This is a genomic window from Rhodopseudomonas boonkerdii, assembly GCF_021184025.1.
GTDB lineage: Bacteria > Pseudomonadota > Alphaproteobacteria > Rhizobiales > Xanthobacteraceae > Tardiphaga > Tardiphaga boonkerdii.
Genome location: NZ_CP036537.1, coordinates 122,606 through 136,805 on the forward strand (window position 1 = coordinate 122,606; position 14,200 = coordinate 136,805).

Annotated in this window: 12 protein-coding genes and 1 riboswitch; of the genes, 8 read left to right on the plus strand and 4 right to left on the minus strand. The window is 61.8% G+C overall.

Going from position 1 to position 14,200, the window contains the following annotated elements; genetic code table 11:
* Nucleotides 1-343: 343 nt before the first annotated feature.
* Nucleotides 344-451: riboswitch (guanidine-I (ykkC/yxkD leader) on the plus strand.
* Nucleotides 452-529: 78 nt separating this feature from the next.
* The 6 genes from E0H22_RS00550 to uca all read left to right on the plus strand — a co-directional run bounded on the left by E0H22_RS00550 (nt 530) and on the right by uca (nt 8,314).
* Nucleotides 530-1,606 carry a putative urea ABC transporter substrate-binding protein gene (locus tag E0H22_RS00550; protein WP_233023841.1) on the plus strand — a complete coding sequence of 359 codons (1,077 nt, stop codon included), beginning with the start codon at nt 530-532 and terminating at the stop codon, nt 1,604-1,606.
* A 35-nt stretch (nt 1,607-1,641) separates the two neighbouring features.
* Nucleotides 1,642-2,460 (plus strand): ABC transporter permease, encoded by an 819-nt coding sequence (locus E0H22_RS00555; protein WP_233023842.1) that lies wholly within the window; start codon nt 1,642-1,644, stop codon nt 2,458-2,460.
* Nucleotides 2,457-3,197: an ABC transporter ATP-binding protein gene (locus tag E0H22_RS00560; protein ID WP_233023843.1), complete on the plus strand. Its 741-nt coding sequence runs from the start codon at nt 2,457-2,459 to the stop codon at nt 3,195-3,197. The genes E0H22_RS00555 and E0H22_RS00560 overlap by 4 nt, the downstream gene beginning before the upstream one ends.
* Nucleotides 3,198-3,283: 86 nt before the next feature.
* Nucleotides 3,284-4,117, plus strand: a complete 834-nt coding sequence (locus tag E0H22_RS00565) for an urea amidolyase associated protein UAAP1 (protein ID WP_233023844.1) — start codon at nt 3,284-3,286, stop codon at nt 4,115-4,117.
* Between the two features lie 5 nt (nt 4,118-4,122).
* The gene (locus E0H22_RS00570) at nt 4,123-4,779 is read left to right on the plus strand and encodes an urea amidolyase associated protein UAAP2 (protein WP_233023845.1); all 657 of its coding nucleotides are present in this window, start codon (nt 4,123-4,125) and stop codon (nt 4,777-4,779) included.
* Nucleotides 4,769-8,314 (plus strand): urea carboxylase, encoded by a 3,546-nt coding sequence (uca, locus tag E0H22_RS00575; RefSeq protein WP_233023846.1) that lies wholly within the window; start codon nt 4,769-4,771, stop codon nt 8,312-8,314. Before E0H22_RS00570 ends, uca begins: the two co-directional genes overlap by 11 nt.
* Nucleotides 8,315-8,462: 148 nt before the next feature.
* On the opposite strand, the gene E0H22_RS00580 is transcribed toward uca, so the two are convergent.
* Genes E0H22_RS00580 through sdhC form a run of 4 tightly spaced genes read right to left on the minus strand, consistent with a single transcriptional unit; the run spans nt 8,463 to nt 11,901 of the window.
* On the minus strand, nt 8,463-9,245 hold the full coding sequence (locus E0H22_RS00580) for a succinate dehydrogenase iron-sulfur subunit (RefSeq protein ID WP_233023847.1): 783 nt from the start codon (nt 9,243-9,245) through the stop codon (nt 8,463-8,465).
* A gap of 20 nt (nt 9,246-9,265) precedes the next feature.
* Nucleotides 9,266-11,104, minus strand: a complete 1,839-nt coding sequence (gene sdhA / locus E0H22_RS00585) for a succinate dehydrogenase flavoprotein subunit (protein WP_233023848.1) — start codon at nt 11,102-11,104, stop codon at nt 9,266-9,268.
* A 3-nt stretch (nt 11,105-11,107) separates the two neighbouring features.
* The gene (gene sdhD, locus E0H22_RS00590; protein ID WP_233023849.1) at nt 11,108-11,506 is read right to left on the minus strand and encodes a succinate dehydrogenase, hydrophobic membrane anchor protein; all 399 of its coding nucleotides are present in this window, start codon (nt 11,504-11,506) and stop codon (nt 11,108-11,110) included.
* Nucleotides 11,503-11,901: a succinate dehydrogenase, cytochrome b556 subunit gene (gene sdhC, locus E0H22_RS00595; protein ID WP_233023850.1), complete on the minus strand. Its 399-nt coding sequence runs from the start codon at nt 11,899-11,901 to the stop codon at nt 11,503-11,505. The genes sdhD and sdhC overlap by 4 nt, the downstream gene beginning before the upstream one ends.
* 245 nt (nt 11,902-12,146) lie before the next feature.
* Here sdhC and E0H22_RS00600 point away from each other — a divergent pair, with 245 nt between their 5' ends.
* Together E0H22_RS00600 and E0H22_RS00605 are read left to right on the plus strand one after the other, a co-directional pair.
* Entirely contained in the window at nt 12,147-12,995 is an 849-nt protein-coding gene (locus tag E0H22_RS00600) for a sulfite exporter TauE/SafE family protein (RefSeq protein WP_233023851.1), read from the plus strand.
* A 155-nt stretch (nt 12,996-13,150) separates the two neighbouring features.
* Entirely contained in the window at nt 13,151-14,113 is a 963-nt protein-coding gene (locus E0H22_RS00605) for a cation diffusion facilitator family transporter (RefSeq protein ID WP_233023852.1), read from the plus strand.
* Nucleotides 14,114-14,200: the final 87 nt, after the last annotated feature.

The window sequence follows — 14,200 nt, forward strand, 5'->3', positions numbered from 1 at the left end:
GCTTGTCCGAGACGCTCGCCGGTAAACTAGCGGAATTCAGATCGTCGGCGGAGGCTTGGACGTGCGGTGCGCGCCGGAAGATCGAGGAGCGATGCCGGCCCGGGCATGAAGGCCCTCCGCGAGGAGACGCAGGAAGCTTTTGATCATTTTCATGGAAGCTCTCGCTGATCTGGTCCCTCAAACTAGTCCCGCGACCAACAATCCGGAGGCCTGAATGATGAGCAGCGCCGCTCATTCCGATGGCAGCCCGTTTCGATCTTCACCACAAATGCGGTCACGACAGGCCGTTTTATCTAGAGAATTCAATAAACAAAAATTGGCACGCTGTGTGCTTATGTGTAGTTGAGTTGGCCGCTAGGGTTCCGGCTTTGCTGATGCGAAGCGCTGGTCCGAGAGCGGCCGCTGTGAGGGAGACATCCTCACTGCACGGCGGGACAAAAACCCGGGAGACCTCGTGAGCCAAGGGATTGGCAGCGCGATGGTCTATGGCCAATCCCTTTTTGTAGTTCTTGCAAGAAGGATGAGCCAGATGGGCACTAAGTCTTTTGCTAGCTTCCGCACGATGATCGGCGCTTCTCTCCTCGCTCTCGCGATGGCAGCGCCTGCCTGCGCCGCCCCCAAGAAGGATTTCAAGGTCGCCTGGTCGATCTATGTCGGCTGGATGCCCTGGGGCTACGCGGCCGATACGGGCATCGTCAAGAAGTGGGCGGACAAATACGGCATCACAATCGAAGTGAAGCAGTTCAACGACTACGTCGAGTCTGTCAATCAGTACACCGCCGGTAGTTTCGATGCCGTGACGATCACCAACATGGATGCCCTCTCGATTCCCGCTGCCGGCGGCGTCGATACGACGGCCATGATCGTGGGCGATTTCTCCAACGGAAACGACGCCGTTATCCTGAAAAACAAGAGCGATCTCGCGGCCATCAAGGGGCAGAAGATCAATCTCGTCGAATTCTCTGTCTCGCACTACCTTCTTGCGCGTGCGCTGGAAAGCAAGCAGCTTTCCGAAAGAGACATCAAGGTCGTCAACACATCCGACGCGGATCTTGCCGCAGCGTTCAAGACACCTGACGTCACCGCCGTCGTGACATGGAACCCCATCGTGTCTGAAGTCCTCGCGTCACCCGACGCGAAGAAGGTGTTCGATTCCTCACAGATCCCGGGCGAGATCATGGACCTGATGGTTGCGAACACCGACGTCCTGAAGGACAACCCGAATTTCGGCAAAGCACTCGTCGGCATCTGGTACGAGACCCTCGCCAGGATGACTGCACCGGGCGCAGAAGGCGCGGCAGCCCAGGAAGCGATGGCCAAGGCATCTGGAACGGACCTCGCCGGATTCCAGAGCCAGCTGGCATCGACGAAGCTGTTCGATACCGCGCCATCAGCCCTCGAATTCACGAAGAGTGCGATGGTCGGATCGACGATGGATCGCGTTCGCAAGTTCCTTTTCGACAAGGCCCTGCTTGGTAAGGACGCCAAGTCTGCGGACGCGATAGGCATCGAACTGTCGGACAAGACGGTGCTCGGCAACAAGGCCAACGTGAAGCTTCGCTTCGACGCCACGTTCATGGATGCCGCGGCGAGCGGCAAACTTTAACCGTCGGCTTCGTCGTCGCTCGAGGAACAGCCGTCATGCGCCTCATGAATCTCAGACCGGGCCGACAATCCCGCTTCTACCTCGCGGGGTTACCATTCGTGCTCCTCGCTTTGGCGTACTTCACCGGTTCAAGCGTGAGACTCGCGGAGAACCCCAACGATAAATTGCTGCCTGCGTTATCCAGTATGGCGCAGGCGGTGAAACACATGGCGTTCGAGACCGACCTTCGCACCGGAAGCATCCTGATGCTATCGGATACCATCGCGAGCGGCACTCGGCTTCTCGCTGCGCTTGCAATCTCGACGTCTGCCGCATTGGTGCTGGGAATCGCGATCGGCCTGTTACCGGGCGTGAACGCGTTGCTGGCTCCCTTCGTCAGCATCGTATCGATGATTCCGCCGCTGGCGTTGCTACCCATCCTGTTCATCGTGATGGGGCTCGGAGAGAACTCGAAGGTCGCCCTGATCGTGATCGGCACATTGCCGTGCATGGTTCGCGACCTCACGATGCGCGTTCTGGAGCTTCCGCGCGAACAGCTGATCAAGGCACAGACGCTCGGTGCTTCGACATGGCAGGTTGCGATACGTGTGGTGTTACCCCAGGTGCTGCCGCGCCTGATCGACTCACTGAGACTTCAACTTGGCCCGGCATGGCTGTTCCTCATCGCCGCGGAAGCGATCGCCTCCGATTCTGGCCTCGGCTATCGGATCTTCCTCGTTCGTCGCTATCTCGCGATGGATGTGATCATTCCCTACGTCATCTGGATCACCTGTCTCGCCTTCCTGATGGATGCGGGATTACGGCTCCTGCAACGTCGATCGTTCCCATGGTTCGCTTCTGTGAGGGCGGAATGAGCGCGATCCGGTTCGACGAGGTCTGGAAGGAATACGGCGACCATATCGTTCTGGAGCGTGTCACGCTCGATGTGGCGCCACGTGCCTTCATCGCCCTGGTCGGTCCTTCGGGATGCGGCAAGACAACGTTTCTGCGCATGCTACTGGGCGAGGAAAGCCCGACCCGCGGCCAGATACTGGTGGACGGACAACCGCTGAAAGCTGAGCCCAATGCCGATCGCGGCGTGGTCTTCCAGCGCTATTCGGTATTTCCGCATCTGACGGTGCTCCAGAACGTCCTGCTCGGGCGGGAATTGCAGCAATCGAGATTTATCGGACAGCTGTTCGGACAGGCAAAGCGCGCGGCCACTGAACAGGCAATGTCATTACTGGCGGAGGTCGGCCTGTCCGGCCATGAGAGCAAGTTTCCAGCGGCTCTCTCCGGCGGAATGCAGCAGCGACTGGCGCTGGCACAGGCGATCATGGGGGGCCCGAAGATACTCCTGCTGGACGAGCCCTTCGGTGCCCTCGATCCCGGAATCCGCGCGGATATTCACGTGCTGATGAAACGATTGTGGAACGAGACCGAACTGACGGTCGTCATGGTCACCCACGATCTCAGCGAGGCCTTCAGGCTCGCGACGCGCGTGATCGCTTTCGAGCGGAGTCGGAATCGTCCCGAAGAACGTGAACGCTACGGCGCGACCATCTCGCGCGATCTGGAAATCTACCCGCGCCGTATGGCGACCGCGCGGTAATCCATCATCAGCTCCGGTCGGGACGACCCGCCGCAACGAGGAGCATCTGCCGGGACGACCCGGCACCGATGAGAAGGAGAACGACCGTGATCCCGACGAAGGAACAGCAAGCCGAAATCGACGCCAACAAAAGGCGCTACGAACAACTGAAGAGCGCGGGTCAGGCCAGCGCACCGCGTGCACTGCCAGGACCGACCTCTCGCGATGGCGCAGCCATCAACAGCACCGCGATTTTCGCGCAGGAAACGATCCCTGGCGGTTGGTACTGGACCACGCGCCTGAATGCCGGCGATGCGATCCGGATCCTCAACCGCAGTGGAACGTCCTGTGTCAGCCTGCTGGCCTGGAATAGCAGCGACCCCAGCGAGCGCCTGAATCATGCGGACACCATAAAAGTGCAATGGACTGCAACGCTGCGAAAGGGCCGCGTCATCCTCTCCGATATGGGGCGGGTCATGTTCGGCATCGTGGAGGACACCAGCTTCATGCACGATACGCTGGCTGGCGGATCCACCGCCGCCACAAACGCAGCGCGCTACGGGAACGCCCCAACGCGCAACACCCGTGACAACTTCGTCCTCGCCGCGGGAAAGCTGGGTCTCGATCGTCGCGACGTGATGCCTTGCATCAACCTGTTTGCGCCCGTCAGCGTCAATGTGGACGGGCGCTTCGCCTGGAATGCAAACGGGCGGGAGGCCGGAGACTTCATCGATCTCCGCGCTGAGATGGACATGCTGATCGCATTGTCGAACTGCCCCCATCCGCTAGATCCGGCTCCCACCTACGATCCGCAACCGGTCGACATCGTCTGCTACGCCGCAGATCCCGCCGCCGGCGACGACCTCTGCCGAACCGCGAGCGCGGAGGCCATCCGCGCTTTCGAGAACAATGACATCGGTTTCAAGCGGGCAGCAAGGTGAGCATTATGATGAACCCTTCCATCCCAGCCCAGTCCCGTATCGTGCTCGATTGCGTGATCCCCGCCAGCGCGCCGTGGTCGGCGATCGTGCGAAAAGGTCAGACGATCCGTATCGTCGACAGCCACGGCCAGCAGGCTGTCGATACGCTGTTCTACCGCGCTGACGACCTGCAGGAGCGCTACAGCGCCCAGGATACGCTCAGGGCCCAGGGCTCGGCCTATATCAGCACAGGCAGCAATATTCTCTCCAACGAAGGCCGCGTGATGCTGCGCGTCGTCGCCGATACCTGCGGCCTGCATGACACGTCCGCCGGCGCCTGCTCGTGCGAAAGCAACACCGTGCGATTCGGACACGAGACCAAGTATCTTCATGCCTGCCGCGAGAACTTCCTCATCGCGGCCGCTCGGCACGGTCTCTCCAAGCGGGACATCGTCCCGAATCTGAATTTCTTCATGAACGTTCCGATTGATCCGTCGGGCAACTTCACCGTGGTGGACGGCGTCTCGAAGCCGGGTGACTACGTCGACCTCGTTGCCGAAATGGACGTGCTCTGTCTGATCTCGAACTGCCCACAGATCAACAATCCCTGCAATGGCTTCTTTCCGACGCCGATCCAGATCTTGATCTACGAGGCCGCGAAGGAAACGACCGATGTTCAGTAAAGTCCTGATCGCCAATCGCGGCGAGATCGCCGGCCGTATCGGCAAGACCCTGCGCCGCATGGGCATCGGATCGGTGGCCATCTATTCCGATCCAGACCGCTTCACCCGGCCGGTTCGGGAGGCAGACCAGGCTGTACGCATCGGCTCAGCACCGGCGACCGAGAGCTATCTCGATATCGACGCCGTCATCGCGGCTTGTCTCTCAACCGGCGCGGAAGCCGTCCATCCCGGCTATGGCTTCCTGTCCGAGAACAAGCGCTTCGCGGAACGATTGGCCGCGCATGGAATCCGGTTCATCGGCCCACGCCCGGAGCATCTCGACGCATTCGGACTCAAGCACAAGGCGCGCGAGCTCGCCAGACAGAGCGGCGTACCGCTGCTGCCGGGCTCCGAGTTGCTGGACACCATCGACGAGGCCATGGCGGAAGCCGAACGCATCGGTTTTCCGCTGATGCTGAAGAGCACCGCGGGCGGAGGTGGCATCGGCATGCAGCTTTGCCACGACGCGGCGACACTGCGTGACCGGTTCGAAACGGTGCAGCGCACGGCGCGCGCGAGCTTCGGCGATGCGCGGGTATATCTCGAACGGTTCGTCAGCGAAGCACGCCATATCGAGGTGCAAATCTTCGGAAATGGAAAGGGTGACATCATCGCGCTCGGCGAGCGCGATTGCTCGTTGCAGCGACGCAACCAGAAAGTTGTCGAGGAAACCCCCGCGCCGGGGATCACCGACCAGATGCGCGCCGCCCTGCATGCAGCGGCCGTGGCACTCGGCAAGAGCGTCAATTACGAATCCGCAGGTACCGTGGAGTTCATCTACGACGTCCAGCGGCAGGAATTCTATTTCCTCGAGGTCAATACCCGCTTGCAGGTCGAGCATCCCGTCACGGAGTCGATCTACGGCATCGATCTCGTCGAATGGATGATCCGTCAAGCCGCCGGTGAGGACGTGCTGGCAGGACGAGAGACATTGACTCCCGTGGGTGCCGCGATCGAAGTCCGCGTCTATGCGGAAAACCCCAGCGCCGGCTTCCGCCCGAGTTCGGGGCGATTGACAACGGTGTCGTTTCCCGACGACGTCCGGATCGATGGCTGGATCGAGACCGGATCCGAAGTGACGTCCTTCTATGACCCGATGCTCGCCAAGGTGATTGCGGTTGCGGACACGCGCGAGGCTGCCATCACCAAGCTTGGAGTAGCGCTTGAACGGACGACGATCGCGGGGATCGAAACCAATCTCGGTTATCTCAGGGCGATCGTCGGTTCGGATGACTTTCGGAACGGCCGGGTCGCGACCAGCGTTCTCGGCAGCTTTTCGTTTCGTCCAAACACCATGGATGTACTGGCTCCCGGCGCTCAATCGACCATCCAGGAACTGCCAGGGCGGATCGGCCTGTGGGATGTCGGCGTACCGCCGAGCGGACCGATGGACGACTTGTCGTTTCGCCTGGCCAATACGGTCGTCGGCAACCGGGAAACGACGACGGCGCTGGAGATGACGGCCAGAGGCGCGACGCTCCGATTCAATGTCGATCGGACCTTCGCCCTGGTCGGCGCAAGGATGAAGGCCACCTTGGATGGCGCGGAGGTTGCGAACAACGAGCCGATCCACGCGCGCGCGGGCCAGACCCTCGCCATCGGGACGATCGAGGGGCCCGGGCTGCGAACCTATCTCGCGGTCAGAGGCGGCTTCGATGTGCCGGAATATCTCGGTTCGCGGGCGACGTTCTCCCTCGGCGGCTTCGGCGGGCATGCGACCGGTGCGCTGAAGGTTGGCGATGTCCTGCACCTCGGGCAGACGGAGCATGCGCCTCCGCGCGCCCTGACCTCGCCGGAAGTGCCGCCGCTCACACGCGACTGGCGAATCGGCGTGGTCTACGGACCACACGGTGCACCTGACTTCTTTCTAGATCAGGACATCACGACACTGTTCGAGGCGGAGTATGAGGTGCACTTCAACTCCGCGCGCACGGGTGTACGACTGACAGGACCGAAGCCCGGTTGGGCGCGAGCGGATGGCGGCGAAGCGGGCCTTCATCCATCGAATATCCACGACAATGCCTATGCGATCGGCGCGATCGACTTCACGGGCGACATGCCGATCATTCTGGGTCCGGACGGTCCGAGCCTGGGCGGCTTCGTCTGCCCCGCGGTCACCGCGCATGGTGAAATGTGGAAGCTGGGTCAGCTCAAACCCGGCGACAAACTGCGCTTCGTCGCAGCGCACCGGGACGGCGATCCCGTCGCCGGCCCCTCCGCCTCCACGGGGCCGATCAATCTCGGTTCGCCGGTCATCGCGCGCAACGAGACGGGGACGATCCCTGTCGTCTACCGCCGCGCGGGCGACGACAACGTGCTGGTCGAATATGGGCCGATGACGCTCGATATCGGTCTGCGCATGCGCGTGCATCTGCTTGCACAGGCGATCCTGGAGGCCGAGCTACCTGGTATTATCGAGCTGACCCCCGGCATTCGTTCGCTGCAGATCCATTACGATGGCCGGGTTCTGCCACGGACGCGCCTGCTGGATTCGCTCCATCGCATCGAGGCCGGCCTGCCGTCGATCGATGACATGACTGTGCCGAGCCGCATTGTCAGGCTGCCGCTCTCATGGAACGATCCGCAGGCAGAGCTGGCTATGCGGAAGTACCAGGAGTTGGTGCGGCCGAACGCTCCATGGTGTCCCTCGAATATCGAGTTCATCCGGCGAATGAACGGGTTGCCGGACGAGGAAGCGGTCAAGCGGGTCATCTTCGATGCCAGCTATCTCGTTCTCGGACTCGGTGACGTCTATCTCGGCGCACCGGTAGCGACTCCGATCGATCCGCGGCATCGGCTGGTCACGACCAAGTACAATCCGGCGCGCACATGGACGCCCGAGAACGCCGTCGGCATCGGCGGCGCCTATATGTGCGTCTACGGGATGGAAGGACCCGGCGGATATCAACTGTTTGGACGCACCATCCAGATGTGGAATAGCTGGCGGTCGACTTCGGAGTTCGAGCCCGGCAAACCATGGCTGCTGCGCTTCTTCGACCAGATCCAGTTCTTTCCCGTCAGTGCTGACGAACTGCTCGAGGCGCGCGAGGCCTTTCCGCACGGTCAGTATCCGCTCACGATCGAGCCGACGCAGTTTTCGTTTGCGGAGTATCAATCATTCCTGCGACGCGAGAGCGAGAGCATCGCGGCGTTCAAGACACGTCAGCAAAGTGCATTCGAAGCCGAGCGTCAGCGCTGGCACGACGACAAGATCGACGAAGTCAGTATGGATAGCGACGAACCGGCAACAGCTGCGGCGGATGACGTTCCGGAAGGGCACGTTGCGGTCTATTCCGAAGCGCCAGGAAGCGTATGGAAGGTACTCGCGGAAGAGGGAGCGGATATCCAGGTGGGCGACACGCTGATCATCGTGGAATCCATGAAGATGGAAATCGCGATCCAGTCGACGTCGAGCGGAACGATGCGGAAAGTCAGCGTGCGTCCCGGGCAGGTCGTCAATGTCGGCGACCAGGTCTGCATCCTGCAGATGAACTGACAGATGCGCGAGAACGGCCGAGTCGCCTGTGCCGCTCTCCCGTGCGCCAAAACTTCTCCCGAAACATTAAAGCCTCCGGCTGTTGAGCCGGAGGCTTTGTAGAGCTTACTTGTCTGGCGATGAAGACGCCTGACCTTGGCGGATAACGTCAGACCTGACGCTCGACCATCTTCATCTTGAGTTCGGCGATGGCTTCCGAGGGATTGAGTCCCTTCGGGCAAGCCTTGGCGCAGTTCATGATCGTGTGGCAGCGATAGAGGCGGAACGGATCCTCGAGATTGTCGAGACGCTCACCGGTGGCTTCGTCGCGCGAATCCTTGACCCAGCGGGTCGCCTGCAACAGCGCTGCCGGACCGAGGAAGCGATCGCTATTCCACCAGTAGCTCGGGCACGAGGTCGAGCAGCAGGCGCACAGGATGCACTCGTAGAGACCGTTGAGCTTCTCACGATCTTCGTGGCTCTGGCGCCATTCCTTCTGCGGGGTCGGCGTGGTGGTCTTCAACCACGGCTCGATCGACGCATACTGGGCATAGAAGTTGGTGAGGTCCGGCACCAGGTCCTTTACCACCGGTTGATGCGGCAGCGGGTTGACCTTGATGGCACCGTCGGCGACTTCGTCCATCGCGCGGGTGCAGGCCAGCGTGTTCTGGCCATCGATATTCATGGCGCAGGAACCGCACACGCCTTCACGGCAGGAGCGACGGAAGGTCAGGGTCGGATCGATGTTGTTCTTGATCCAGATCAGACCGTCCAGGATCATCGGACCGCAGTCGTTCAGATCGACGTGGTAGGTATCGACCGACGGGTTCTTGCCGTCATCCGGATTCCAGCGATAGACGCGGAACTCGCGCGTCTGCGTTGCGCCGGCGGGCTTCGGCCATTCCTTGCCGCCGGTGATCTTGGAATTCTTCGGGAGTGCGAACTCAGCCATCTTCTCGAGCCTTCGCTTTCTCAGTACACGCGCGCTTTGGGCGGGATGTACTGCACGTCATTCGTCATCGTGTAGTCGTGCACCGGGCGATAGTCGATGGTGGTCTTGCCGCCCTCACCGATCCACGCCAGCGTGTGCTTCATCCAGTTCTTGTCGTCGCGATCCGCGAAGTCCTCGCGGGCATGCGCGCCGCGGCTCTCGGTGCGGTTGGCCGCGGAGTCCATGGTGACGATGGCCTGACCGATCAGGTTGTCGTATTCCAGCGTCTCCATCAGGTCCGAATTCCACACCAGCGATCGGTCCGACACGCCGATGTCGTCGATGCCGTCATAGACCTTGTGGATCAGTTCCTTGCCTTCGTTGAGAACGTCGCCGGTGCGGAACACGGCGCAGTTGGTCTGCATGACCTGCTGCATGCTCTCGCGCATCTTCGCCGTGGGCGTGCCGCCCTTGGCGTTGCGGAAGTGATCGAGACGACCGAGCGCCATCTCCGCCGAGTTCGCTGGGAGGTCCGGCTGCTTCGCATTCGGCGTCAGCTTCTCGGCGAGACGCAGCGCAGCGGCGCGACCGAACACGACGAGATCGATCAGCGAGTTGGAGCCGAGGCGGTTGGCGCCATGCACCGACACGCAAGCGGCTTCGCCGACGGCCATCAGACCCGGGACCACCGCGTTGTCGTCGCCACCCTTCTTGGTGACGACTTCGCCGTGATAGTTCGTGGGAATGCCGCCCATGTTGTAGTGCACGGTCGGGATCATCGGGATCGGTTCGCGGGTCACGTCGACGCCGGCGAAGATGCGTGCGGATTCCGAGATGCCCGGCAGGCGTTCATGCAGGATCGCCGGATCGAGGTGATCCAGATGCAGGAAGATGTGATCCTTCTTCTTGCCGACGCCACGGCCTTCGCGGATCTCAATGGTCATCGCGCGCGAGACGACGTCACGCGAGGCGAGGTCCTTTGCCGACGGCGCGTAGCGCTCCATGAAGCGCTCGCCTTCGGAGTTGACGAGATAGCCGCCCTCGCCGCGGGCGCCTTCGGTGACAAGACAGCCCGAGCCATAGATGCCGGTCGGGTGGAACTGGACGAATTCCATATCCTGCAGTGGCAGGCCGGCGCGCAGCGCCATGCCACCACCGTCGCCGGTACACGTATGCGCCGACGTACAGGAAGCGTAGGCGCGGCCATAGCCGCCGGTGGCGAGAATGACGGTCTGCGCCTTGAAGCGATGCAGCGTGCCGTCGTCCATCTTCAGCGCGATGACGCCGCGGCAGGTGCCCTGATCGTCCATGATCAGGTCGATGGCGAAGTACTCGATGAAGAACTCGGCGGCGTGACGCAGCGCCTGGCCATACATCGTGTGCAGCATGGCGTGACCGGTACGGTCGGCCGCCGCGCAGGTGCGCTGCGCCTGGCCCTTGCCGTAATCCATGGTCATGCCGCCGAACGGGCGCTGATAGATCTTGCCATCTTCGGTGCGCGAGAACGGCACGCCCCAGTGCTCGAGCTCGTAAACGGCGTCGGGCGCGTTGCGCACCATGTATTCGATCGAGTCCTGATCGCCCAGCCAGTCCGACCCCTTCACGGTGTCGTACATGTGCCAGCGCCAGTTGTCCTCGTGCATGTTGCCGAGCGAGGCCGAGATGCCGCCCTGCGCCGCAACCGTGTGCGAGCGGGTCGGGAATACCTTGGTGATGCAGGCGGTGCGCAGACCGGCTTCGCCGCAGCCGACGGTCGCGCGCAGGCCGGCACCGCCGGCGCCCACGACGACGACGTCATAGGTGTGATCTTCGATGGGATAGGCGTAACCGTTGGTGGCGGGGCCGCCAACGCCGTTCGCGCCATTGCCGTTTGCGGCCATGCGCTACACTCCAGATGAAAGTTTGAAAATGGCGTAGGCCGATGCCAGCGCAATAACGGCCGAGAAGAAGTTGTTGGCCATGATGGAAACCAGCTTCAGCTTCTCGTCATGGACATAGTCCTCAATGACGATCTGCATGCCGATCCGCATATGGACGACGCTTGCGATGATGAAGAGCAGCAGCGTGATGGCGACCACCGGCGAGCCGAGGATCTGCGCGGCGCCGGCCTGATTGCGGCCAAGCAGCGACATCACGATGAAGATGACCGGAATCAACAGCAGCAGCATCGCGACGGCGGTGAGGCGCTGACGCCAGTGGTCGCGCGTGCCGGAATGCGAGGAGCCATGATTACGAACGCGGCCAAGCGGCGTCCGCATCGATTTCTGAGAGGGCGAGCTCATCGGCCACCTCCGATGGCGTAGGCAATGATCCAGAGCAGGATGGTGATGACGATACCGGCAATCAGCGCCGCGCGGGTGAGCCATTCACGCTCGTTGGGCTTGAAGCCGTAACCGAGATCCCAGACCAGATACCGGATTCCGCTCATGGCGTGATGGACCAGCGCCCAGGTGTAACCGAACGCAATCAGGCGCCCGATGATGCTGCCCGTGAAGGCCTGCACATAAGCATAAGCCGCGGGGCCGGAAGCGGCGGCGATGAGCCACCAGACGAGAAGCAGGGTGCCGAAATACAAGGCAATGCCGGTGGCACGATGGATGATGGACAGAGCCATCGTCAGCGTCCGGCGATAGATTTGCAGGTGCGGCGAAAGGGGGCGTTCGATCCTGGCGGCCATTCAACAACTTTGACAGGTTAATGGGCATCAAGTGCCCGAATTGGGATCGCGTAGAGCAATTCTATTTACGAAGTCGATCCAGCGAGTGCAATCGCGAAATGATATAAACGGAATTCCTGTTCAGAGTTTGAAATCAGCATTGCGCGCGGCGGGATTGACACTTGGCATGCCACGGGCGCAGAGCCGGTGAAGCGCGATTCAGGCAAGCTTTATGGCGCAATCGCAAAAACAAATCGGGGCGGGAAATGACGGGGCTGAATATCACCGAAGTTGTCGAGCTGGCGGTCCTCCTGGTGGCAGTTGGTGGACTGAGCGGTTTCCTCGCCGGGATATTCGGAATCGGCGGCGGCGCTATCCTTGTGCCTGTGTTTTACGAGTGTTTTCGCATTGCCGGCGTGCCGCTGGAGGTGCGGATGCCGCTCTGCATCGGCACCTCGCTGGCCATCATTATCCCGACCTCGCTACGCTCGTTCCGCGCCCACCTCGCTCGCGGCGCGGTGGATATGGAGATCCTGCGCAAGTGGTGGCTGCCGATCCTGTTCGGCGTCGCGGTGGGCAGCGTAACCGCCCGCTTCGCTCCGGAGCGGCTGTTCAAGATCGTCTTCGTGATGGTGGCGTGGTCCGCTGCTGCACGGCTGCTATTCGCGCGTGAGGGGTGGAAACTCGGCGACGACCTGCCCGGCGGGCCGCTGATGAAAGTCTATGGCTTCTTCGTCGGCCTGCTCTCGACGCTGATGGGCATTGGCGGCGGGCTGTTTTCGAATCTGCTGATGACCTTCTACGGCCGCCCGATCCATCAGGCGGTGGCCACCTCATCAGCGCTTGCGGTACTGATCTCGATCCCCGGTGCGCTCGGCTACATCTATGCCGGCTGGCCGGCAGCCGCGACCTATCCCGAGGTCGCCCCGCTGCAACTCCCCTTCGCCCTCGGCTACGTCTCGCTGATTGGCGCGCTGCTGGTGATACCGACCAGCCTGCTCACCGCGCCGTTCGGCGTGAAGGCCGCGCATGCGATGTCCAAACGCATGCTGGAAATCGCGTTCGGAGCTTACCTGTTCATCGTCGGCAGTCGGTTCGTGGTGGCGCTGCTATGATGCGTAGGGCGGATGAGCCGAAGGCGTAATCCGCCGGCCGAGCTCAAAGCGGAAACTCCGCGGCGGATGACGCTTCGCTCATCCGCCCTACAACTACGGGCTCACGTTATACTATCCGTAATAGTATCCATATGCAGGCTTGCTATGGAGGGCGCATGGTTCAGGCTCATCACCACGATCACGCGCATGATCACAACGACCACGCCGGCCATGCGCATGGACCGGGCGGACACGTCCATGCGCCCGCCAGTTTCGGCAAGGCGTTTGCCATCGGCATCGCGCTCAACACCGTCTTCGTCGTCGTCGAAGCCATTTACGGTTATGCATCGGGCTCGATGGCGCTGGTGGCCGACGCCGGACACAATCTCTCCGACGTGCTCGGCCTGATCGCCGCATGGACTGCTGCGGTGCTGGCGAAACGCGCCGCGACGCCGCGCTATACTTACGGCCTCAAGGGCTCGTCGATTCTCGCCGCGCTGTTCAACGCCGTCTTCCTGCTGGTCGCCGTCGGCGCCATCGCCTGGGAAGCGGTGCTGCGGTTGTTCAATCCCGAGCCGGTAACCGAGATCACGGTCATCGTGGTCGCCACCATCGGCATCCTCATCAACGGCGCCACCGCCCTGATGTTCGCCTCCGGCCGCAACAGCGACCTCAACATCCGCGGCGCCTATTTGCACATGGTCGCAGACGCCGCCGTATCGGTCGGCGTCGTGATCGCTGCCATCGTCATCATGTTCACCGGCTGGCTTTGGATCGACGCCGTCACCAGCCTCGTCATCTGCGTGCTGATCATCTGGGGCACCTGGAGCCTGCTGCGCGACTCCACGGCAATGTCGCTGGCTGCCGTGCCACGCGGGATCGATCCCATAGCGGTCCGTGCCTACCTGGCGACATGCGAAGGCGTCGCTGATGTGCATGACCTGCATATCTGGCCGATGAGCACCACCGAAGTCGCCCTCACCTGCCATCTGGTGATTCCGACGGGCGCACCCGGCGATGCTTATCTGATGGGGATCGCCGGGCGGCTGAAGCGTGACTTCGGCATCGAACACGCCACGATTCAGATCGAAACCGATCCCAATTCGGCGTGTGCATTGGCGCCGGAGCATGTGATTTAATGCCCCCATACTTTGTCCTCATCCTGAGGAGCGCGCATACGCGCGCGCCTCGAAGGATGGTGGCACACTCCTAGCCAAGTCATCTCA